The 22,280-nt window shown below is 70.1% G+C and carries 22 protein-coding genes; 8 read left to right on the top strand and 14 right to left on the bottom strand.

Translation table 11 applies throughout. The annotated features are described in order from the left end of the window. The first annotated feature begins 58 nt into the window (after positions 1-58). From ACIBI9_RS19375 to ACIBI9_RS19365, 3 genes are read left to right on the top strand one after another with little or no spacing between them, the layout of a single operon-like run. Positions 59-808, top strand: a complete 750-nt coding sequence (locus ACIBI9_RS19375; RefSeq protein ID WP_397223508.1) for an SDR family NAD(P)-dependent oxidoreductase — start codon at positions 59-61, stop codon at positions 806-808. Positions 809-824: 16 nt separating this feature from the next. Beyond that, positions 825-1,109, top strand: a complete 285-nt coding sequence (locus ACIBI9_RS19370) for a hypothetical protein (protein WP_397223507.1) — start codon at positions 825-827, stop codon at positions 1,107-1,109. A gap of 41 nt (positions 1,110-1,150) precedes the next feature. Next, a complete protein-coding gene (locus ACIBI9_RS19365) occupies positions 1,151-2,050 on the top strand; it encodes a hypothetical protein (RefSeq protein ID WP_397223506.1) in 900 nt (299 codons plus the stop codon). 79 nt (positions 2,051-2,129) lie between these two features. Here ACIBI9_RS19365 and ACIBI9_RS19360 read toward each other — a convergent pair whose 3' ends face one another. The 8 genes from ACIBI9_RS19360 to ACIBI9_RS19325 form a co-directional block, all read right to left on the bottom strand. Beyond that, positions 2,130-3,737 carry a phospholipase A2 gene (locus tag ACIBI9_RS19360; RefSeq protein WP_397223505.1) on the bottom strand — a complete coding sequence of 536 codons (1,608 nt, stop codon included), beginning with the start codon at positions 3,735-3,737 and terminating at the stop codon, positions 2,130-2,132. 222 nt (positions 3,738-3,959) lie between these two features. Further along, positions 3,960-5,675, bottom strand: a complete 1,716-nt coding sequence (locus tag ACIBI9_RS19355; protein WP_397223504.1) for an ABC transporter ATP-binding protein — start codon at positions 5,673-5,675, stop codon at positions 3,960-3,962. Next, positions 5,672-7,423, bottom strand: coding sequence for an ABC transporter ATP-binding protein (locus ACIBI9_RS19350; RefSeq protein ID WP_397223503.1), 1,752 nt, complete (start codon positions 7,421-7,423; stop codon positions 5,672-5,674). Before ACIBI9_RS19350 ends, ACIBI9_RS19355 begins: the two co-directional genes overlap by 4 nt. A gap of 298 nt (positions 7,424-7,721) precedes the next feature. Next, on the bottom strand, positions 7,722-8,381 hold the full coding sequence (locus ACIBI9_RS19345; protein ID WP_397223502.1) for a hypothetical protein: 660 nt from the start codon (positions 8,379-8,381) through the stop codon (positions 7,722-7,724). Beyond that, a complete protein-coding gene (locus ACIBI9_RS19340) occupies positions 8,381-8,890 on the bottom strand; it encodes a SigE family RNA polymerase sigma factor (RefSeq protein ID WP_397223501.1) in 510 nt (169 codons plus the stop codon). Before ACIBI9_RS19340 ends, ACIBI9_RS19345 begins: the two co-directional genes overlap by 1 nt. Continuing rightward, a complete protein-coding gene (locus ACIBI9_RS19335) occupies positions 8,887-9,339 on the bottom strand; it encodes a hypothetical protein (protein ID WP_397223500.1) in 453 nt (150 codons plus the stop codon). Before ACIBI9_RS19335 ends, ACIBI9_RS19340 begins: the two co-directional genes overlap by 4 nt. Positions 9,340-9,411: 72 nt before the next feature. Further along, positions 9,412-9,984: a dienelactone hydrolase family protein gene (locus ACIBI9_RS19330; RefSeq protein WP_397223499.1), complete on the bottom strand. Its 573-nt coding sequence runs from the start codon at positions 9,982-9,984 to the stop codon at positions 9,412-9,414. Positions 9,985-10,364: 380 nt separating this feature from the next. Next, the gene (locus tag ACIBI9_RS19325; protein ID WP_397223498.1) at positions 10,365-10,637 is read right to left on the bottom strand and encodes a hypothetical protein; all 273 of its coding nucleotides are present in this window, start codon (positions 10,635-10,637) and stop codon (positions 10,365-10,367) included. Positions 10,638-10,711: 74 nt separating this feature from the next. Here ACIBI9_RS19325 and ACIBI9_RS19320 point away from each other — a divergent pair, with 74 nt between their 5' ends. Next, positions 10,712-11,377 (top strand): alpha/beta fold hydrolase, encoded by a 666-nt coding sequence (locus tag ACIBI9_RS19320; protein ID WP_397223497.1) that lies wholly within the window; start codon positions 10,712-10,714, stop codon positions 11,375-11,377. A gap of 66 nt (positions 11,378-11,443) precedes the next feature. Here ACIBI9_RS19320 and ACIBI9_RS19315 read toward each other — a convergent pair whose 3' ends face one another. From ACIBI9_RS19315 to ACIBI9_RS19305, 3 genes are all read right to left on the bottom strand, one after another. Then, entirely contained in the window at positions 11,444-14,203 is a 2,760-nt protein-coding gene (locus tag ACIBI9_RS19315; RefSeq protein WP_397223496.1) for a hypothetical protein, read from the bottom strand. Positions 14,204-14,261: 58 nt separating this feature from the next. Further along, on the bottom strand, positions 14,262-15,179 hold the full coding sequence (locus ACIBI9_RS19310) for a hypothetical protein (RefSeq protein WP_397223495.1): 918 nt from the start codon (positions 15,177-15,179) through the stop codon (positions 14,262-14,264). A 133-nt stretch (positions 15,180-15,312) separates the two neighbouring features. Next, positions 15,313-16,512, bottom strand: coding sequence for an aminoglycoside phosphotransferase family protein (locus ACIBI9_RS19305; RefSeq protein ID WP_397223494.1), 1,200 nt, complete (start codon positions 16,510-16,512; stop codon positions 15,313-15,315). A gap of 323 nt (positions 16,513-16,835) precedes the next feature. Between ACIBI9_RS19305 and ACIBI9_RS19300 the strand changes: the two genes are divergently transcribed. Further along, the gene (locus ACIBI9_RS19300; RefSeq protein ID WP_397223493.1) at positions 16,836-17,789 is read left to right on the top strand and encodes a phosphotransferase; all 954 of its coding nucleotides are present in this window, start codon (positions 16,836-16,838) and stop codon (positions 17,787-17,789) included. Positions 17,790-17,896: 107 nt separating this feature from the next. On the opposite strand, the gene ACIBI9_RS19295 is transcribed toward ACIBI9_RS19300, so the two are convergent. Both ACIBI9_RS19295 and ACIBI9_RS19290 read right to left on the bottom strand, forming a co-directional pair. Then, a complete protein-coding gene (locus ACIBI9_RS19295; RefSeq protein WP_397223492.1) occupies positions 17,897-18,034 on the bottom strand; it encodes a hypothetical protein in 138 nt (45 codons plus the stop codon). A 142-nt stretch (positions 18,035-18,176) separates the two neighbouring features. Next, on the bottom strand, positions 18,177-19,052 hold the full coding sequence (locus ACIBI9_RS19290) for an alpha/beta fold hydrolase (RefSeq protein WP_397223491.1): 876 nt from the start codon (positions 19,050-19,052) through the stop codon (positions 18,177-18,179). A 119-nt stretch (positions 19,053-19,171) separates the two neighbouring features. Here ACIBI9_RS19290 and ACIBI9_RS19285 point away from each other — a divergent pair, with 119 nt between their 5' ends. The 3 genes from ACIBI9_RS19285 (at position 19,172) to ACIBI9_RS19275 (ending at position 21,230) form a co-directional block, all read left to right on the top strand. Continuing rightward, the gene (locus ACIBI9_RS19285) at positions 19,172-19,603 is read left to right on the top strand and encodes a DNA-binding protein (RefSeq protein WP_397223490.1); all 432 of its coding nucleotides are present in this window, start codon (positions 19,172-19,174) and stop codon (positions 19,601-19,603) included. 379 nt (positions 19,604-19,982) lie between these two features. Beyond that, positions 19,983-20,723 carry an SDR family NAD(P)-dependent oxidoreductase gene (locus ACIBI9_RS19280; RefSeq protein WP_397223489.1) on the top strand — a complete coding sequence of 247 codons (741 nt, stop codon included), beginning with the start codon at positions 19,983-19,985 and terminating at the stop codon, positions 20,721-20,723. A gap of 114 nt (positions 20,724-20,837) precedes the next feature. Further along, entirely contained in the window at positions 20,838-21,230 is a 393-nt protein-coding gene (locus ACIBI9_RS19275) for a nuclear transport factor 2 family protein (protein ID WP_397223488.1), read from the top strand. A gap of 98 nt (positions 21,231-21,328) precedes the next feature. Here the strand turns inward: ACIBI9_RS19275 and ACIBI9_RS19270 are convergent, their stop codons facing one another. Next, complete coding sequence (locus ACIBI9_RS19270; protein WP_397223487.1) at positions 21,329-22,108, bottom strand: class I SAM-dependent DNA methyltransferase; 780 nt, start codon at positions 22,106-22,108, stop codon at positions 21,329-21,331. Positions 22,109-22,280: the final 172 nt, after the last annotated feature.

Genomic DNA, 22,280 nt, shown 5'->3' with positions numbered 1-22,280 from the left:
ATGGCTATGGTCCCATTTCGAGTACGAAGTACGCGAAATACGGAAGGCGTGATCGGCGATGACGACATTGACCGGCAAGACGGCGCTCGTGACCGGCGCCAGCAGGGGGATCGGCCGGGCCGTCGCCACCCGGCTCGCCCGGGAGGGCGCCCGGGTCGCCGTCCACTACGGCAGCAACGAGGCTGCTGCCAAGGAGACGGTCTCGGCCATCGAAGCGGCCGGAGGGCAGGCTTTCGCCGTACGGGCCGAGCTGGGCGTGCCTGGAGACGCCGAGGCGCTGTGGGCCGGCTTCGACGCCCACGCCGACGGCCTGGACATCCTGGTCAACAACGCGGGCATCCTCGGTGACCAGAGCGAGATCGACGGCGTGACCAGGGAGGGTTTCGAGCGGCTGTTCGCGGTCAACACGACCGCTCCGTTCTTCATCACCCAGCTCGCCGTGCCGCGGCTGCGGGACGGCGGCCGGATCATCACCGTCGGCACGATGCTGACCCGAGGCGCGGCCATGCCCCGGGCGATCGGCTACGCCATGTCCAAGGCGGCGCTCGACGTGCTGACCACCGCGCTGGCCAAGCAGCTCGGGCCGCGCGGCATCACGGTCAACACCGTGGCACCCGGTGTCATCGACACCGACATGCACGAGGGGCGCCTGGTCGGCGAGGCCCTGGCCTGGCTGTCGTCGCAGTCACCGCTGGGCCGGCTGGGCACGCCGCAGGACGTCGCCGACGCGGTGGCCTTCCTGGCCGGAGACGACAGCCGTTACATGACCGGACACCGCCTGGACGTCTCGGGCGGAACGACGATGTGACCCCCGTACCGCGGCGATGAGTTCCGTCCCGCCGGCCGGGATCACGTGGTTTTTCGGCACCGTGCGGCCCGACGGCCGGCCGCACGCCGCGGGCGTCGGCGCCATCGCGGTTCGGGGCGTGGCCGCGCTGTACGCCGAGCTCGGCTGGCCCGCGACCGCCGAGGGCGACGCGATCACGGCGCCGTACAGCGCACCCAGCGCGGGCCCGGCGCCGTGGCACCTCTATCGCTTCTCGATGCGAGTCGCGTTCGGTGTCGCCACCGCCGAACCGCACGGAGCGACCCGCTGGCGGTTCGCCTGAGCGCTTGCCGCCGGCGGGCGACGGATGTTTGACTCGGCCGGGTGTCCGCCAGATCATCGGCCGCGCGGCTGCCTCGTGAGCCCGGCGTCTATCGGTTCCGGGACCGGCGCGGCCAGATCCTCTATCTGGGGCGCGCCACCGACCTACGGAGCCGGGTGCAGTCCTACTGGGGTGACCTGCGCGATCGCCTGCACTTGACGAAGATGGTCGCCCGGATCGCCCGCGTCGAGGCGGTGGCGTGCGACTCGGTGCACGAGGCCGCATGGCTCGAACGCAACCTGCTGGAGGCCGGCCTGCCCCCCTGGAACCGCACGCACGGCGTGGAGACGTCGATCTACATCGTGGTCGACCCGCGCCCGCGCACCGCCGGGGTGCGGACGAGCCATGTCGCACGGTTCGACGGGGTCGTCGGCTTCGGGCCCTACCTCGGCGGGACGAGAGCACGGCTGGCGATCTCGGGGTTGCACCGGGCGTTCCCGCTGTCGTACACGCGTGAGCGGCTCACCGGCGCCGAACGCGACATCGCGGCGAGGCGCGGCATCGGCCCGCAGTCCAGGAAGCGGCTGGCCGCGGCTGTCATCGCCGCGCTCGACGGGACGGACGCCGGAGCCATGCGGGAAGAGCTGAGCGCGGCGCGCGATCGTGCGGCGGCGGCGCTCAACTTCGAACTGGCCGCCCGGATCCAGGAAGAGCTGGCCGCGTTCGAATGGGTGACGAGCGTGCAGCGCGTCACCGTCGAAGGCGGCGGCGACCAGGACTTGTGCGGGTGGGCGGACGGCCTCGCCGTCACGTTCGCCATCCGCGGCGGGCGCCTGAACGGATGGGAACAGCGTGAGTGCGGCCGCTCGGCCGTCGCCCGGGCGAGCGCCGGCACGCCGCCCGAATGGGCGGAGTTCGCCCGGCGCAATGCCGAGCTGGCCGCGGCGCTCATCCGCCTCTGACCGGGTCAGGGCCGGACGGCGGCCGGTGCCGCCGTCCGGCCCTAGGAAGGTTGCCGGGGTCGTTCAGCTAGCGCCGTTCTCAGGGGTTGCCGTACTTCTTGACGAACTGGTAATACGTCCATGCCCATGCCCTGCAGTCGGGCCGGAACAGGATGAAGTAGCCACCGCATACCTTGTCGCGCATGGTGATGTAGAACCGGTTGTCCACGTCGAGCTTTCGCGCACGGGTGTTGTCGAGGTAGTACTTGTAGTGCTTCTTCTGGTTGGCTATCAGGCCGTACCCGTAGTCGTGGGAGTCACAGGCCGGCCGCATATCGAAATTGTGGGGTTTGTCCGGAGAACTCGTGCAGTGGTCGTAGTAGATACCCCTGACCTTGAAGCCGCTGGCGGTCCGTTTCCAGTCGGGCTTCCGCCATTTGCCGCCGTGCCATGCCCAGGCCGAGCAGCCCGACTTCGTGTACCACATCCAGGTCACGGCCGTGTTGCACTTCTTCGGGTAGGACTGCGGGGGATCCACGCCGTCCGGCAGGAAGTCGCCGGCCGGCGGCTCGGTGGCGTCGGGGTCGTCGAGCCCGGCCGCGCCCGTGGTCGTCCCGCCGTTCTCCGGCATGTCGGTGCCGGTGGCGACCACCTGGGGAGCGGCGGCACCCGCCGGGAACGACAGCTGCCAGCCGCCGCTGGTGACGGACTCGATCGACGACAGGCGCCCCACCGAGTCGTAGGCGTAGGTCCCCTGGACGGCGCCGACGCTGGGATCGCTCACGGTGCGTAGCAGGCCGCTCAGGTCGTAGGCGTAGCTCGCCTCTGTCTGCGGTGCCTCGGTTCCGTAGGTGACCGCGATCTCCTTGAGCCGGCCCGCGTAGTCGCCGCTGGAGGTGCCGGTGGCCGTGGTGGTCGTGGCGTAGGTGAACCTGGTGACGGACGCCGGGGTCGCGGTGCCGGCCGGCTCCTTCACCGTGCTGACACGGCCCTGGGCGTCGTAGGTGATCGTGGACTTGCCGAGGGCGGTGCTGCCCACCTCGGTCACACGCCAGGGGTCGGCGCTCGGCGCCCCGGCCGGCCGGGCCCAGGTGTAGGTGAGCTGGAGGTCGCTGGTGCTGATGGGGGTGCCGTCGTTCGTGGTGAAGGTGTCGTCACCCGCCTCCACGGCGCCCGGGTCCGTCACGAGCGTCTCGGTCGTCGTGGTACGCATCGCTCCGATGTTCGCGTCCCACCTGGTGGTTTGCGTGATCTTGGACCCGCTGGCGGCCTCGTACGTCTGGACGCCGCCGCCGTCGGGGAAGGAGACGCTGCTCTTCAGGGGGTAGCTGGTCGACGTCCCCTCATCGAGCACCGTGACGACGATGGTGCCGTTCTGGTTCTCCAGTTTCCGGTTGATCTCTCCGCCGGCGAACTCGGCCTGCCAGCCCGGCCCGAAGACGCCCAGCTCGGGGCGGGTCGCCGGGGCGGACTGCGGCCGGGCCAGATCGTCGGCGGCCAGAACCACGCCGTGCTTGCGGCTGATCGCGCCCGCGGGCACGTCCAGTTCGGTGAGCTTGAAGGTTTTGGTGTCGGAGGAGTACTGGCCGGGGCCGATCTCCTGGACGTTGGCCGGTGGCGGGTCGTCGAGCGCGGTGGCGGAGACCTCCGGGGAGAGGAAGGGGAGCAGGATCGCCGAGACGGCGACGGGGAGCGCTAATCGGCGCAAGAGGTGCCTCCAGGTAAAGGGAGAAAGTGATTTGATCACCTGGAGAGTAAGGGCTGACAAACCGCTCGACAAGGTCTGGACAATTTCCTGGAAGGGTGTTCAAATCGCCTACGGAGCTATGCCTTATGTTTAATTTATTGATGCATTTGCGCAGGTGAGGGGCTGCATGGTGGGCGTATGGCGCATTTATGGCCGGGTTGTAGGGTCTTCCAGAATAATGACTCAGCCGAATGGCGTGAAGGCATATGCGGTGTTCCAGAAATCGGTGTAGCGACCGCCGCGGCTCAGTAGCTCGTCGTGGCTGCCTTCCTCCACGATCCGGCCGCCGTCCAGAAAGGCGATGCGGTCGGCGCGTTGGACGGTGCGCAGCCGGTGCGCCACCATCACCACCGTCCGGCCCGCCATCAGCCGCTCGATGCCCTCGTGGACGGCCGCCTCGTTCACCGGGTCCAGGGCGGAGGTCACCTCGTCCAGCAGCACGATGGGCGTGTTCTTCAGCAGCGCTCGCGCGATCGAGACCCGCTGGCGTTCGCCGCCGGACAGCAGTGTGCCGCCCTCGCCCACATTCGTCGCCCATCCGCCGGGCAGCCGCTCGATCACCTCGTCCAGCCGCGCAGCGGTCGCCGCCGCCCGCACTTCGGCCTCGTCGGCGTCGGGACGGCCGAGACGTACGTTCTCCTCGATCGTGCCGTCGAAGAGATAGACGTCCTGGAACACGATGGCGATCCGCGCCATCAACGCATCGGTGCTGATGGCGCGCACGTCCGCGCCTCCCACGCGCACCGCGCCCGCCTCCACGTCGTAGAACCGCGCGAGCAACTGCAGCAACGTGCTCTTGCCCGCGCCCGACGGTCCGACGACGGCGAGCCGCTGCCCCTCCGGCACGGACAACGACACGCCGTCCATCACCGTACGGTCCCCATGCCTGAACACGACGGACTCGAACTCGAGGGCATGGCCAACTGGCTGGATCGGCTCGCGGGGTTCGGGCAGCGGCTCGGTGCGCAACACCGCGTCGAGCCTCGTCAGCTCGGATCGCGCGCCGCGGAGCTTGCCGCCGATGTCGGCCAGCGACAGCAGCGGATCGGCGCAGCGGGCGGCGAGCACCAGGATCGTCAGGACCTCCGCCGCGCCGATGCCCCCGCCGAGCGCGAGGTAGGCGCCCAGGACCAGCAGCGCCGTGAAGATCGCCTGCACCGTGAGTGCCAGGCCCACGGTGCCGGGCAGCGCCGACATCACGGTACGGCGAGAGGCGCGCTGGACCTGCCGCAGCGAGTCGTCGAGCAGCTCGAAACGTTCGCCGGCCCGGCCGCCGGCACGCAGCACCGGCTGGGCCTGGAGATATTCGATGACCCGCCCGGTCGCCTCGTGGTCGCGTTCGTGGCGCTCCGCATCGGTGGCGGCCATCGAGCGTCCCGTCCAGATCTGGACCGCCGCCACGACCGGAACGGCGACCAGCGCGGCCAGCCCCAACTGCGCGTTGAAGGCGAGCATCACGACGATGATCGTCAGGGGAGTCACGCAGGCGGAGATGAACGGCGCCAGCAGATGCGCGATCACGCTCATCGCCTGCAGCACGCCGCGGCTGGCCAGAACGGACACCTCGCCGACCCGGCCGGCGCCGTACCAGCCCAGCGGCAGGCGGGCCAGGTGATCGCCGAGCCGGTGGTACATGCCACGCAACAGCACGGTCCCGACGCGGAAACCGGACAGGTCGCTGCGATAGCGCAGCACGGCGTAGACCGCGACCGCCGCCCCGAACGCGACCAGCCACGGCCCGGCCTCCGCGGGCGTGCTCCCGAACAGCGCCCGCAGCACGGGAACCAGCAGCGCGTAGGACAACCCCTCGGCCACCGCGGTCGTCGTCATCAGGGCCACGGTGCGACGCACCGGCCGGGCGTACTCGTCTCCGAGCACGCGCAGCAGCATTCGAATCATCGGGGCTCGTCTCCCTGCAGTACGGTTTCGATCTCGTCGGCGACCGCCGATCGGTGGGATCGCCAGAAGGCGGCGAACTTGCCGTTCTGTGCCAGCAGCTCGGCGGGCGCGCCGCGTTCGACGATCGACCCGTTCTCCAGCATCACGACGGTGTCGGCGTCGGCGACCGTCTCCAGGCGATGGGCGATGACCAGGACGGTCCGATCGCCCGCCGGCGTGGCCAGGGCCCGGCGTACGGCCTGCTCGGTGTGCGGGTCGGCGAAGGCGGTCGCCTCGTCGAGCACCAGAACGGGCGTGGCGGCGAGCAGCGCGCGTGCGATCGAGATCCGCTGGGCCTCGCCGCCCGACAGCCCGGCCTCTTCGTGGATCACCGTCTCGTACCCGCGCGGCAGCTCGAGAATCCGCTCGTGGATGTTCGCCAGCCGGGCGGCGCGAACCACGTCATCGGGGCCGGCGTGCGGCACCGCGAGCGCGATGTTGTCCGCGACCGACGCGCGCAGCAGGCGAACGTCCTGGAAGACGAAGGAGACCCTCCGATACAGCTCCTGGCTGCCGAGCTCGCGCAGATCGACACCGCCCAGGAGGACCGAGCCGTGAGTCGGGTCGAAGAACCGCGGCAACAGCTGGACCAGCGTGGACTTCCCGCTTCCGGACGGGCCGACGACCGCGGTGACCGTCCCCGGTTCGAGCACCAGGTCGATCCCGCGCAGCACCTCGTGGTCGGCTTCGTAGCCGAATCGCACGTCACGCAGCTCCACCCGGTGGCCCCGCGGCGCGACCGGACGCGCGGGCTCCGGCAGCGACCGCACGGCGAGCACGTCCCGGATCCGGCCGACCGCCCGCCGGGCGGCCTGCATGTCGTCGAAGCCGTGGCCGAGGGCCGCCACGGGAGCGGTCAGGCCCAGCCCGAGCAGCAGGAAGGGCAGCAGGTCGGCCGGGGTCATGCCACCGTTCGCGATCAGCGCCACACCGCCGATCAGCACGACCAGCAGCACGAACGGCGGCGACAGCGCCAGCTGCATCCCCGCGGCGACCGCGGACAGACCGTGTACCAACCGGGAAAAGGCGCCGACGAAATCGTCCGTGGCCATGCGGAACCTACGGTGGGCGCGCTCCGATCCGCCGAACGCCTTGACCACCGAGATGCCCTGCACGAACTCGACGACCGAACTCGCGATCCTTCCCATGGCCGCGTCGAACTCCTTCTGCTCGCGCAGCCGGATCGGAGTCATCATCAAGGGGACCAGCGCCACTGCCAGCACCACCGGTATCAGCGCGATCAGCGTGAGCCGCCAGTCGACGGTGAACAGGTAGATCAGCGACACCAGCGGCACCACGAACGCGGCGATGAGCTCACCGGGGGTGTGGGCGATGAACGGGTGCACGGCGCTCACGTCCTCCCCGACCACCTTCGCCAGCTCGCCGGTGCGGCGCCGGGAGAACCAGCCGATCGGTACGCGCCCCAGCCGCGCGGCCAGTTGCCGGCGGAACGACAGCTGCACCTGGCCGTCGAGAATGTGCCCGATCCCGGACGACGCGGCCGTGAACAGCAGCCGGACGAACAGGCCGACAGTACCCGCGATCACGACGGTCCAGACGTGACCGTGATCGGCCGGGCCGGGCGACAACAGCGTACGACCCAGTTCGACGACCGCCAGCAACGGCGCCAGCCCCGCGACAGCGCCGATGACCTGCGAGATCACCACTGCGGCGAAACTCCATCCGTACGGGCGCAGCAGCCTTGCCATGCTCTGTCCCGCCCTGGGATCGGTGTCCTCCGGTGGTGATGTGGACTGTTCCCTCGCCTCGGCAAGGTCAGTGGTGGTCATCGCTGTCCCGTCTCCGTCGTCGTCAGGTCGCTCCGGCCCTTTCGACCTGCGGACCTCAGCTCCGCAGGATCGAAGCCGGTCAACGGCCACGCCCTCATGACCGGAAATTGTCGCCCGGCTGCCGTTCGGAGGGCGTCCCACAGGCGGAGTCATCTGCCACTACCGCACAGGGATCAACGACCCGCCGGACTACGACGCCGGGAGTAGACGAGGACCGTCAGGCTCGTGACACGGCGATCCTCTGCAGGGTCCTCCCGTTGGCGTCGGTGATGACGAGCCTCAGCACGTCCGTTCTTGGGGGATATTCGATGGCCCAAAGCCCGAGCCCAGCTCCGACATCCCTCTCGAGGTTCGCCGGAAGCTTCCGCCCGCCCTTGGTGACAGCCGTCACTCCGTGAACCTCGCCCTTGGCCACACCGAACCAGATGTCCTTACCCCTGCCCTGCGTACGGGCGAACTCCTTGCCGGTGAGCGGCGGAAATGAGGCGCAGGAGCTACCGCTCGGCCCGCTCTCGCAAAGGAGGAGACCACCCTTGCGGGGCGAGTCGCTCACCCACATCATCAGCGGTGGTACAGAGGCGACCTTGCCCTTGGGTGGATACTTTTTCTTCATTTCCGCGAACCCCTTGTAGACGGGCCGCGGCGAGCTCGTGACGGACGGCACGGTGGCGACGACGCCGTTCTGCCGCCCCGACCACGGCTGAACCGACCAGGCCACGAGAACGGCCGCGGCCACCCCCACCGCCGAGGACGCGGCAACGGCGGCACGACGGCGTCTGCGCCTGGCGCGCCCCGCCGCCATGGCCCGGTTCACGTTCACCGTGCTCGGCGGCTCCACCTGCCGCGCCAGCGAGTCGAACACCTGCTTGACATCCATCAAGATTCCTCCGTCCGTGCGAAACGGGACTCCGGCGCGCCGAGCATCGAGCGCAGGGTGGCGAGACCGCGCGCGGTCTGGCTCTTGACGGTCCCGGTGGAGCAGCCCAGCGCGTGCGCGGTCTGCTCCACGCTCAGGTCGCAGTGGAAACGCAGCACGAGAGTGGCGCGCTGGCGTGCGGGAACGGCGGCCAGAGCCCGGTTGACGTCCATGACCATGTCCCGGTCACCGCCTTCTACCCGCTGGTCCGACAGCTCGGACGTCACCCGTACGCGGGAGAACCAGCCGCCTCGCTGCTCGGCGAGGAAGACCCGGATCAGCATCGTGCGCACGTACGCGTCGAGGTCGTCGGCGGCCCGTGCCTGGCGCCATTTGACGTAGAGCCGCGTTATCGCCGTCTGCACCAGATCGTCGGCGCGGTGCCAGTCCTGGCACAACGGATAAGCGATCTTCCGCAACCAGGACAGCCGGCCACTCACATAGGCGGTGTACTCCTCGTCAAGGCTCATTGGTCTCCCCGATAGATGACTTCACATCCCAAGAGATGGGTCCGGCCCGGGCGCAGGTTGCAACACGCAGGCCGGCGATTTCCCTCCGCTTCGGCTACGCCTTCACCCGCCGGACGTCGGAGGTGCTTGGGTGACGGCCCGGCATCACGGCCATGAAGGTCGTTCGAGTCACTGATGTCGTCAGCTCTCTGCAAGAGCCGGTGGTCTTGGACTGCATCTCCTGCATCATGGTGCTCCAGCAGCGGCGTCCCTCCGGGAAGGCCCACGTCCAGCCGCAACGCGAGCAGGTCCGGGAGCTGGTCGAGCTGCGGCGCGCACACCTGGCACGCCTCGGAGAGGAACTTCTCCAGCCGGACCTGGCTCGGGCGCTCCGCGGCGTCCCAGCTCGCGAACCTGGGCCGGATCTCCAGCCGCGGGCCCGAATCGGGCATACCGTACATCGCGTTCATGGTGGGAAGGCTGCTCGAGGGCTACGGCAAGAACCCGACGGAACCGACACCTGCCCGTTTTGTCGCGATCGGTTACAGGTCGGCGACGAAGTCCAGCGCGATGGCCCAGGCGCGTTCGGCGGCTTGCGCGTTGTAGTCGGGCAGGTCAGGTTCGGTGAACAGGTGGCCGACGCCCGGATAGCGGAAGACCTCCACCTCGGCCCGCGCCCGGCGCATCCGGAAGTACCAGGCGTTCAACCAGTCGGCGGGTTCGTAGGTGTCGGGATCGGCCACGTGCAGCTGGACCGGCAGGTCGTCGGCCGAGAGACCGTCGGCCATGTCGGAGGTGCCGTGCATCAGCAGCAGCCCTCGAGACCGCTCGTCGCCCAGGGCGAGGTTCTGCGCGATCGCCGCGCCGAGCGAGAAGCCCGCATACACGAGGCCGTCGGCGGACAGCGGGGCGGCCGCGGTCACGGCCCGCTTCAGCAGCTCATCCCGTCCGATCTCCTCCTTGATCGCGGTCCCCTCCTCGGGGGTGTCGACGATCCGGCCGCCGTACAGATCGGGGACGTGCACCTCATGGCCGGCCGTCCGGAATCGGTCAGCGGCCTGGTGGACGCCGGGCCGCAGGCCGTACATCGAGTGCAGGAGGAGAATTCGCGCCATGCGCGCAGCTTAGCCAGTGCTCGGTGTCGTGCCGGCGCGGCGAGCGCGGGCGAGCCGATCCTCATCACCTGGTCGTCGCAGCCGCTGGCCCACCGCCACCGCCCGTACCGGTTTTCCATGCCGGGCCAGGTGCGTGTGGGAGGCCGTAGACCCCTTGCCGGCTCCCACACGCCTGGCGCTGCCGCAGCCATCGGCGCGCGAACTCGCGCCCAGGCTCCATCGTTGACTACGGGGGACGCATAGGGGTGCCAAGACGTTTTCGGGACGTCCCCACGAAGATGTCCCGCATGCGCCGGTGCTGCCGACCTTCTCTCAGGTACGCCACGCCGAGAGCGGGCCAAGGAGACCCGTCGCCAACCCCCGAAGCAGCTTTGTACTCCCTAGTAGGTCATGAGAGCCCAGCGGCCGGGGTTGTAGATGTGCTTGCAGAAGTAGCCCGACGGCGCGGTCTTGAGGTCGATCGCGCACTTCTTGGCGCCGGCGGAGGTGAAGGGATAAGTGACGACGATCTTCGGCCACGCATTGGCCGGGCTTCGACCTCGTACCGGCCGCATGATCTGGCATCGCGCGTCCCTCTCTTGATGACGCAAGCCCTCCAGCTTGCCGACGCCGTCGCAGCGGTCTGGGACGGCGCCTACGACCATCGTGGACATCCCCGGCAGGGTCGGGCCGCTCCTGGCCCCGCGACCCCCGATGAATTTCCGCGCCTCCGACGGTCACAACCGTCATGACAACCTTCGCTCTCATCCACGGTGCCGGCGGGAGCGCTTTCGACTGGCACCTGCTCGAAGCGGAACTCCGCAGCCGCGGGCACGACACGGTCGCGGTGGACCTGCCGATGTCCGACCCTCAGGCGGGGCTCTGGGACTACGCCGACGCCGTCGTCCAGGCAGCCGGCGAGCGTCGGCCTCTCGTGGTGGTGGCCCACTCCTGGGGCGGCTTCGTCGGCCCTCTCGTCTGCGTACGTGCCAGAGCCGCCGCGCTTGTCCTGGTGACCGCCATGATCCCGAGTCCAGGCGAGACGCCGGACGACTGGTGGGAACGCAGTGGCCGCCCCTCGTCCGGCAGCGACGACGACTACGAGCTCTACCTGCACGACGTCCCCCGCGAACTGGCCCAGCGGGTACTGGCCCACGACGGCGCGCTCGCCGAGAAGATCAGCATGGACCGGACGGGTCGAGAGCCCTGGCCGTTGCCCGCCTGGCCGGACGTTCCGACGAGATACCTGCTCTGCCGCGACGACCGTCTGTTCACCCCCGAATTCGTACGCCGCCACGTCAGGGAGCGGCTCGGCATCACCCCGGATGAGATGTCCGGTAGCCATATGGCGATGTTGTCGCGGCCGGGCGAGCTGGCCGACTACCTGGTTCGGGTTCTTCCCCCTGCCTCCTGACCAGCGAGAGCGCCGCACCTCACGAATCCGTTTCCCGCTGCGCACGACAGGTGTTCACGAAGCTCCTCAGGGTGCGGCTCTCAGCGTTGCCGTGCCGCGGCCGGACAGGATGGGGTCCGCCTGGTCGTCGTAGTCGATCAGGCCCGCGCCCGTCACCCGGAACCCCTGGGTGCCAGGGGCGCCGCTCGCCACGTAGGCGTGGGTGCCGGGCAGCAGGCGGAGGTTCTGGACCTGCCGGGTGCTCCGCCAGCCGTGCCCGGCCAGGCCGATGTACGGACACGACAGGTCGGTGGCGTCGAGGGTGACCGGGATGCCGGCGATCGTGAGCGTGCCGGTGCCCGCGCCGGACAGGATCCGCGCGTACGGCTCGCCGTACGTGATCTTGCCCTCGGCGGTGACGCGGAAGGGCCACCCGCCGACCCCACCCACGACCAGCGTGTAGTCCCCGGGAAGCAATCGCACGTCCTGGACCTGGCTGGAGCTGAGCCAGCCCAGTCCGCTCAGCCCGATGTGCGGGTAGCTCAGGCCGGTGCCGTCGAGGCGGATCGGCAGTCCGGTCACGGTCAGGGTGTGGGTGCCTCGGCCGGACACTCCGGTCAGATCGGGGGCGTAGTCGACCACGCCGGTGTCGTCAACGGTGAAGGCGATGGGTGTGGCTCCCGGAGACGACAGGGTGTGCCGGCCGGGGGCGAGCCGCAGGGTGTGGCGCTTACGTGCGTCCAGCCAGCCGCTCACCCCGCTGACAGCGAACGCCGGGGCCTGCAGCGCGCCGGCGTCGATGACCGTGCCCTGGGCGGGCAGGCCCTGCGGAAACCGGCTGGTGATGAATGCGCGGATCATCTCGGTGACGTTCCGGTCGAACTGCGACTGGCTGATCCCCATGCTGTCGGCCGAGCGCAGGGGGCGGCCGGCGTCGGGGGAGACGCCGATGCGGAAGCGGACGGCCTCCCAGTCCGAGAATCCCGCGACGCCGCCGGCGTAGCCGAACCTCGCGGGATAGTCGAAGCCGGGCGAGGCCACGCGGGTGGTCGTGCCCGCGTCCCACGAGTCCGGGATCATCTTGTCGTCGGTGGCGTCGATCAACGAGGTGTCGCAGAGGCCGTCCTGCCCGGCGATGATCGTGGTCCCGACGACCTGGTCGTCGCCCGCCCTCCGGGTCATCGGCGACAGGGCGTTGTCGCCGTTGTCGGTCACGCAGATCTCCCGGCCGCCCATGATGTTGACGTCGACGTCGGACTCCTGAGGGTTGCCGTTCATGTTCCAGTCCAGGCCCTGGGTGGAGTCGCCGACGCGTAGGGTGCCGGACGGGTCGTACCAGAAGACCGCGGCGCCGCGCGAGGTCCCGATGCCGGCAGCCTCGTCCAGGTGCCATCTGCCGCCGGCCTCCCTCGCCAGGAGCGGCAGCCGCTCGCGTGAATAGTCCAGATCGCTCACCTGGTCGAGGACCGCTCTCATGGCGGGGCTGTCCGGCTGGTAGTCGGTGTCGGCGGGCATGCGCATGAGCAGGTTCGCCCAGTCCTGGAATCTGGGCAGGCCGATGGCGCCGTACCGGTAGTTCATCACGGACAGGTAGTTGGGCTTGTAGTTCGGCTCCTCGCCGCTCCCGCCGTGCGACAGGTCGAGGGCGTGTCCGAGCTCGTGAACGAAGACCGCGGCCGCCATGTGGTCGGTCCTGTTTGTCCAGCTGCCGAGGGTGATCGCGAAACTGTTGTCGTTCGGGTCCGCGCAGCACCAGCCGCTGACGCCGTCGTTGGCGTTCATCCACGCGTAGCCCCAGAGGCTGTAGAAGAAGCGCCCACCCCGGCCCGGGGTGAAGTGGCCGAAACCTGGAACGGCTCCGTCGCGGTAGTAGTCGAAATAGGTCCGGTTGCCGGCCCACGTCGCCGACAGCGCCTGCGTACGGTCGGCCGTGGGCAGGCGGATGGCGTCCGACTTGTGGGTCAGCAACTGCACGCCCGGCCGGTCCTGGCGATAGTACGGACACCGGATCGGCCGCAGCGGAAGCGGCGCCCGGTCGAACATGGTCCGGGCCTCCTGCAGGGCCAGGTCGGACGGCTCGTCGCTCACGCCGGTGGCATCGTCGACGAACCAGTCGATCTCCACCGCGATGGTCAGGCGGCACGGATCGGCGTTGTTCTGCGCGAGCCACTGGTCGACGCGGAGGGACGGCCCCGCGCCGGTGACGAAACCACGCAGCTCGTCCAGGTCCGTCAGGCCGTCACCGTCGGTGTCGAGCGCCAGGTCCTGGCGGGCGGTCCAGCGCTCGACGGTGCCGAAGGTGTCGTCGCTCTCGAAGTGGTGCAGGGGCGTCCCGCTCAGGAAGAGAAGCTGGAAGGGCTCATGCGGCTGGGGGACGGGGAGACGGACGCCCGGCTCCTCCCGTGTCGGGTCTGTGACCACGATGCGGGCCAGGTCCCAGTCGTCACCACCGCCGGAGTGTTCGATGGTGAAGCCGTCCAGCAGTTCCTCGCTGGTGACGCACGGTTCCTCCAGCCGGGTCTCCCAGAGGAACGTCGTGTGCGGATGGTCGCCGGTGCCGCCCCGGTGGATGGTTCCGCCGCCTTCTCGGAAGATCACGCGCTGGCCGCCGAACAGGATCGACACCGCCGAGCCCTCGCCCAGTCCGTCGTTCCCCGTGGTGATGGAGAAGTTCAGCCGGCAGATCGGATCGACGGGCGCGACCGCGCGGGCGATCGGCGTGTGCATGGGTAGTCCCACGAGAACTGCCGCCAGCAGAAGCGCCGCTGACAGCGTGCGGAGGATGCTCGGGATCAATTGCTCGCGTCTGGCCAGGGTCTCGGCGATGGCCGTGTACAGGTCGTCCATGCCTCCTCTCTAGCTGCGCTTTCGTTGTCCAGCGGGCGGCTGCACAAACCGCGGACAATCACTCGCGCGGCTCCAGGCGCAGGTCCCACCAGCCGGCCCAGTCCTGGGCGGCGGTGTCCCCGGCGTCGACCCGGATCCGGAGCTTGGTCGCGCCCTCGTACGCGGACATGTCAACGTCGAGACGCGGGGTCCGCCAGTCGTTGCCCACATCGCGGACGACGTGCACGCGCTGCGGCCCGGCTTCGTCCAGGACGTACACGGAGAAGTCCACCTCGCCGCCCACTCGCAGACCGGTGGCGAAACCGGGTTCGTCGACGAAGAAACCCACTGTGCCCACCAGCCGGTCACGCCTGTCGACGGGGCGCGGCAGCCGGAAGTCGCCCTCCAGGTAGCCCTGCGGGACCCATTGCGGATGCGTGGCCAGCACCCGTCCGACTCTCACGCCGCTTTCCATGGGTGCCTGGAGGGCGAGGTTCGCCGAACCCGCCTGGACGCGCGTACCCGAACCCCAGGCCACGGCTCCCTGGCCGGACCGCCAGGACGCCTTCTCCGCCAGTTGGATGAGGTCGACGGGCGCGGGCGGCGCACTCTCGCGCAGAAGGAGGAACCCGCCGACCGCCACCACGAGCCCGGTGACACCGGCGACCCATCGCCATCTCGGGGTCTTGGAGACAGCGCGGTTCGGGACGGTGACGGCGGCGGTCGGACGCGTGAGGCCGGCGTTCACCTCATGCCACCGCCGCTCCCATGCCTCCACATCGCCGCCGCAGGCCCTGACGTACGCGAGCGTGACGTTGAGGGATGGCAGGTCCTTCCCGCTCGCCGCGTTCGCCAGCGCGGACGCCGAGCAGTAGGCCCTGGTCGCCAGGGAACGGTACGGCGGATTCCCCGCGGCCCGGCGTAACTCGCGAAGGTCACTGGCGAACGCCCGCACCGGACCGTCGGAGGCGTCGAGCGGAGCTTCCCTTCTGCCCACGAACCCGAGTGGAACATGGCAGGAGGCCGTCTTGAAGTCGCTTGGCCATGACGGTGATGGCCGGGTTGGGCCAGACCACTGCCCAGGCCGGCTGGAGGTCAGAGAAGGTGCCGGTGTCGCGTCGGCGGGATCGTCAATCCATGATCATGGCGGAACGCAGGGCGGCGCGGATGCTGGTGACCGGGTCGTCGTGGTGGTAGATCCGCTCCGACGGTTCGATGCCGTCCAGGAACTCCTGGTAGCGGACGGCATAGTCCAGGTGGGACAGCGGTTCGGCGATCGCGAGTGCCCGGGCCGGGTCGCAGCCGGGGACGTGGGTGGTCCAGGCCTCGATCCAGGCGTCGGCGGCGGCGGGTTGTCTGGCGGGGGGAAGCCAGTCACGGGCCCGGATTCCGTCCAGCACCGGGTTGCCGAGGTGCGCGTCGGCGAAGTCCACCACGGCAGGCGGGCCGCCGTCGCTGCGCCAGTTTCCCGGGTGGAAGTCGCCGTGCACGATCGTGTCGGGCAGGCCGCACTCGGCCAGCAGGGGCCACTGTTCGACCAGCTCGTACGCTTCCGCCAGCTCCTGGGCGGTCAGCTCGCGGCCCACGTCACCGGCGAGCAGGTCGCGGACCCGGTCGGCGACGACGGGTCCGCGCCGGTCCGGCAACCCGGGAGGGATCGCGCCCGCCAGACGGGCCTGCGCGGCGACCAGCCGCGTCACGGCGCTGTCGATGATCTCGACGGGGGCGTCCCAGCAGTCCTCGCCGGGAAGATGCTCCAGCAGTATCCGCCCCGGTCCGGACGCCACGATCCTGGGAACCAGCCCCGGGTCCAGTGCCGCGAACATGCCGATGACGGTGGCCTCGTCGGCGGCGAAGTGCGGCGTGGCCTTCAGCCATACCGGTCCTTGGGCGGTGGGCAGGAGGAACAGTCCGGCCAGATTCCAGGTTTTGCGTTGCCGGATCGGCCCGGTCAGCGGTCGCCCGGCCGTCCTCAGCACGTCCGCCGCCCAGCTCAACAGCTCCCGCAGCCCGTCGATCCGCGCCCACGGCGCCCGCAGCCGCTCGGGCCTGTCCAGCACTCCGTGATCGGTGGGCAGCGGGGCCGTCAGCCGCCCCGGCGCGGGCCGCTCCAGCGCTTCGACGTGATAGGTCACATGACCGTCGCGGCCGCCTTCGCCGCCGTCCACGTCCAGCAGGCGCAGCACCAGCACATCCACGCCGAGCACCTGGCGCAGGTGCGCGACGACCGGCTCCACCTCGGCCCACCACGGCACATCCACCGCGAACGGGCCGATGACACCGAGCCGCTCGCCACCCGATGTGACCCACGCGCTGACCGTCCTGTCCATCCGCTCAGTCTGATCGCTCCCCGCGACGTCCGCCACGGAATATCCGGCCGGGGCGGCACCTGCGCGCAGGCACTGCAGCTGCCCGCCCGGCACGCCGAGGCGGCCGCAGTCAGCCGGTGACGCAGCTCCGCGATCCGCTGCTTCCCCTCGCAGCAACGGTCGATGGCCGACGTGCGGAACGCTCCCGGTTGAAGGCGCCGGGTGCCACGGCGGGGGCAGGGGCATGAACGCCGTCCGCCGCCGGATCGTCAACGCTGTTGCGTCCTGCCGGACAGCGGCCCGTACGACGTGCGTCTCACCGTGCGGCACCTTCCGGGTTGCCGGTGGCCGCGAGTGAGGACACCATGGCCCGGGTGCCGTGGGGAGGGATCGTGGACGAGGCGATGCGGGCAGTGGCGCGGGCGTACGGGCTGGGGCAGCCGATCGGGCCGGCCGCGTACGCGGCGCGCGGCGAGCTGGGCCGGATCTGGCGGCTGGACACCGAGCGCGGTTCGTGGGCCGTGAAGGAGTTGCTCGTACCCGCCGAGGAGAGTGCCGCGCGGCAGGACGCCGCGTTCCAGCTGGCCGCAAGGGAGGCAGGCGTGCGCCTGCCGCGGCACGTCACGACGGCTGAGGGCGACGTGCTGCTCGACGGGAGGTGGCGGGTCTACGAATGGGTGGATCTGGTGGCGGGCGAGGTGGTCACGGCGGCCGAGCTCGGCATGGTGACGGCCGGGCTGCACCGGGTGGGGCATCCGGCGTCGGGGGCGGTGGCCCCGTGGTTCTGCGAGCCGGTCGGCCGGGCCGCATGGGAGGAGCTGGCGGCGGCCGGGGGCGAGTGGGCGCCGAAGCTGGAGCGGGCGCTCGCCGATCTCGTCGCGCTGGACGCCCTGGTTGCCCCGCCCGGCTCCCTCGTCACCACCTGCCATCGCGACGTCAACACAGAGAACGTGCGCAGGGCGGCCGATGGCGGCGTGATCGTGCTGGACTGGGAGAACTGCGGGCCGGCGCGCCCGGCGTGGGAGCTGGCGGGAATCCTCGTCGATCTGCCCTTGGAGGACGCGGCCGCGGCCTACCGCGCCTATCGGGGCGCGGGTGGGCCTGCGCAGGTGGCCGAGCCGGCCGACTTCTCGATGGCGATCGTGGTGCAGGGGCATCTGCTGGAGTTCTACGCCAGGCGTGCCCTGTCCCCGGAGGAGACGGAGGAGAATCGCGGCAGGGCCCGCGCCCGGTTGCACGCGATGCTCGACCGGCCGCTGACGCCGGCGAGGATCGACGACATCCTGACGGCGCTCTGAGCCTCTCCCAGCTGTGGCGGGCGCACGCAGATCGGCGCGCCGCTTCGGTCTGGGCGCCGTCGTCCCCGCCCAGGTCCGCGAGGGCAGAAACGAGGCGAGTCACGTCATCATGCATCCACAGGGGTCGAGGGGGCTCTCCGGGCCCGGGGGATGAGGATGCCGGCGAGCGCCATCAGGGCCGCGGTGACCAGCAGCGCCGGCGGGTAGCCGGTCAGGTCGTACGCGGAGAACGGCAGCGTGAGCATGCCCCGGGGTCCTCTGGATTCGGCTGCCGCCGAATGTGTCGCAGGGCCTGCCGGTCGGAAGCCGCGACCGCGCCGCATCCTCGTACCTCTTCAGGAGGCGTCCGGGTGGTGCGGTCGCGAAGTGTCGCTGGAGTGTCGGAGATCAACTGATCAGGTTTCTGATCGCCGCCGTGACGGCGTCGGGTTGAGTCTCCGGCAGGAAGTGCCCGCCCGGCAACATCAGGGTGCGGACATCCGGCGCCCAGCCGTGCCAGACCGCCGAGGGGTCGAACGGCAGCACCAGGTCGCCGGGGTCCTGCCAGATCGCCAGGGTAGGGGCCTTGACGCGCCGGCCGGCCTGCCGATCCTCGCTGTCGTGGGTCGCATCGACGAAGGCGCCGGCCCGGTAGTCCTGGCAGATGGCGTGGATCGTCTCCGGATCGCGCGTCGCGGCCAGGTATGCCTCACGAACCCCGGCGTCGAACGTGCCGGCCGGGGCCCAGGCGTCGAGGAAGTAGCCGAAGAACGTGTCGGGTCCGGCCCCGATCATCTGCTCGGGCAGGTCGTTGAGCTGCGCGAGGAAATACAGGTGGAACCCGAAGACGCCACCCACGCCCGCCAGCGACTCCCACATGTCGACGGTGGGGATGACGTCGATCACGCCGAGGTGGGCGACGGCGTCGGGGTGGTCCAACGCGGCTCGGAAGGCGACCAGCGCTCCACGGTCATGGCCGACCAGACTGAAACGCTCGTGGCCGAGCTGTCGCATCAGCGCCACCATGGTCGCCGCGGTCGCACGTTTGGCGTATTGCTCGTGGCCACCCGCTGGCTTGGCGCTGGCCCCGTAGCCGGGCAGGTCGGGGCAAATGACGCGGAAGCGGTCTGCCAGCGCCGGAGCGACATACCGCCAGGTCAGATGGGTCTGCGGGAAGCCGTGCAGCAACAGCAGCGGCGGCCCCTCTCCGCCTGAAGCCACATGGAGGTCAAGCCCGTCCACCCGGACCGTGTGTTCATCGAAGCCTGAGATCGTCGAGGGCATCGGCCCAGACTGTCATGAGCAACCGACAATTCCTTCGCTGACGTCCGGCCCGCCATGTAAACACTCTGTTTAAAACGGGAAGTTGACATCGGTTCGAGTGCTGCGGCATCGTGAGCCCCATGCCTTCAGACACCGATCTCGATCCCTTCACTCCTCCGCATCCGGAGCAGGCGCGCGCGCAACGCGTGCACGCGTCCCTGTTCCGGATCGCCGAGCGGCACGCGGCCACCGATGAGCAGCGCGGTCGGCAGGTCCATGCGTCGGCCATCGGCCCGCACGAAGCCGTCAGGCTCGTGGCGTTCCTGCTCAGCGGAGCCGCACGGCTCGATGACGGCGAGCCGGAGGTCGATCACGCCGACATCACCGCGGCGTTGAGCCTCCTCCCGCTGGTGCGCGGGGAACTGGACGCGCTGGAGGCCGGCCTGCTGCAGATGGCGCGGGGTCGCGGCATGACCTGGCAGGAGATCGCGTTCGGGCTCGGGCTCGGCACCGCGCAAGCCGCCAGGCAACGCCACGAACGCCTCGCCGACCGTGTCGAAGAGCTGGAGTAGCACGGGCCTCCAGCGTCATCCTCCGTGCTGGCCAGGGCCGAGCCCGTCCGGCCCCACGCCGCTGGGCAGCCGAGTACGAGCGGCCCCGAGACCGCCGAGTGAAGCCGGGCCAGTGGTCGCGCTCTGCGACGCTGTGTCGATCACTTCGTCCAGGACATCGCGGGAGCGAATCAGATCCATGATCATGCGGTCGATGCGGTCGCGTTGCGCGGTGAGCTCGCGGACCAGCTTCGGCGCAGGGAACGCTCGCTCACCCCGGTGCGCCGGGCCAACTCGCCGATCCGCATTCCTCGCCTCGCCTGATGACGACTTGAATCTGACATTGATGTCAACTTCTACCATGCCGGCGTGATGAGCAGCCATCTACGGAGGAGCAGCGATGAATGATCTGGCCGGCAAGGTAGCGCTGGTGACCGGCGGCAGCCGCGGGATCGGCGCGGCGATAGCGAAAGAGCTGGCGGACGCGGGGGCGGCGGTTGCGCTGACCTACGTCCAGGGGGTGGACCAGGCGCGCGAGGTAGCCAAGCGGATCGAGGCCGACGGTGGCAGGGCCGCGGTCATCCAGGCCGACCTGGCCCGTCCGGAGTCCGCGGCGGAGGCGGTGGAGCAGACGGTACGGGAGCTGGGCCGGATCGACATCCTGGTGAACAACGCGGGCTTCCTCGCCTACGGCCCGCTGGCGGAGGTGTCCGCCACGGAACTGGACCGGGTGCTCGACGTGGACGTCCGGTCGGTGTTCCTGGCCGCCCAGGCCGCCGCCCGGCACATGGGCGACGGCGGGCGGATCATAAGCATCGGGTCGTGCTTCAACGGACGCGTTCCCGGCTCGAACTTCGTGTTGCAGGCGATGGCCAAATCCGCGCTCATCGGGCTGACCAAGGGACTTGCCCGGGAGCTGGGGCCGCTCGGGATCACCGCCACCATCGTGGACCCGGGCCCGATCGACACCGACATGAACCCGGCCGACGGCGAAACTGCCGATTTCCAACGCTCCCTCACCGCCCTGGGGCGGTACGGCGAAGCCGAGGACATCGCCGCCGCGGTGGCCTACCTGGCGGGCTCCGGCGGCCGGTACGTCACCGGCACCGCCCTCGCCGTGGACGGCGGGTACACCATCTGACGGCGAGCCGTCCCCGTCCACCGGCCGTGAGTGGGCGGGGACTCGATCGCGCTTGCAGCGCACCCCCGAAGCCGGCTTGACCTTGTCACCAGCGTCAACGTCTACCGTCGCAACATGAGCAGCTTGGATCGGGACACCCTCCTCAAGCACGACCAGAGCTTCTTCGACGCCCTGGTGGCAAGTGATCTCGCCGTTCTGGAGGAGCTACTGGCGGACGACTTCCTCCTGGTCGGGGTCGAGGACGGGGCCGTCGCCGAGAGGGGGATCCTGCTCGACCTGGTGGCCTCCGGCTCCCTACGGTTCCCCCGCATCCAATCGTTCCCGGACGAGGCGATCGTCCGGGTCATCGGCACCGTGGGCATCGTCGTCGGGCGTACCGGCATGAACTTCACCAACCCCGACGGCGCCACGTTCAGTGCCGGAAGCCGCTACACCCACGTTTACGCCGCCGACGCCCACGGCGCCTGGCGCCTCGTCTCCGCCCAGGGCACCGCCATCAGGGCTTGATCGCCCGCTCGGGCGCGGGCGTCCCGGGCAGCCGACGCCGATCGCGGCCCGCGCCCACCTGACCCACGAGACGGAAGTGTGACCGGGGTGCCGTGGCGTCACCCGGCCCGGCCGGCGACGTACAGGATCCGGTCGTGGTCGTCCTCGTCGGCCGGGTCCCGCGTCGACGTCCCCACCAGCCCGTGGGCGGCCACGATGCGCAGTCCGGACTGCTCGGCCACCTTGCGCACCGTCCGGTCGGAGTGGTGCTGTTGCACGTGACGCATCGACAGCCGCTCCCAGCCCGCACCGTTCCGTTCGAACAGGTCGAACTGCGTGACCACGACCGCGTCCACCTCGATCCGCGGGGACTCCGCGAACCAGGCCACGTACCGGTCGCCCCGGTCGGCGACCGTGGGGACGCTGAACATGCGGCGGTAGTAGCCGATGGTGTTCAGGTCGAAGACCAGCACCCCGTCCTCGGCGAGCTGGTCGCGCGCGGCCGTCAGCGCCTGTCGCAGCTGGTCTGTGCCGGTCAGGTACGTCATCGGCACGTCCACGCAGGCGACCACGTCGAAGCCGGTCAGCCCGGGCGGGGGCTCCTGCAGCCGTCCCACCAGGAACCGGAGGTCCTCGGCCCCGGGCCGGCGGCGGGCCATCGTGACCATCGCGGGGGACAGGTCGTAGCCGGTCACCTCGAACCCGCGCTCGCGGAAGGCCACGCTGCTGCGGCCGGTTCCGCAGCCGGCGTCCAGCAGCCGCCGACCGCCCGACCCGTACCGATCGACCGCCTCCACGAAGCAGGCCACCAGGCTGGAGGTGTCCATCCGCGCGTTCAGCTCGTCGTAGCGGGCCGCGATGCTCTCGTAGGCGGCCAGCGTCTCATCCACATGCGACATGCGTGCCTCCTGTGCGCGGGTGTCCCGCCTTGTCGGAGCCTCGCCGGAGCCGTGGCGGGGCGGGGGGGGCCCCCCCCCCGGCGGGGGAGGGGGACCACCATTAACACACCCACCCCGTGTTAAAGGGGCCCGGGGACCCCGCCCCCAAAAAAAAACAACAGTTAAACAACAA

The sequence above is a fragment of the Nonomuraea sp. NPDC050451 genome (assembly GCF_044458585.1).
Note: the sequence above shows the minus strand (reverse complement) of the source record. Positions and strands in the feature narration are given on the sequence as shown.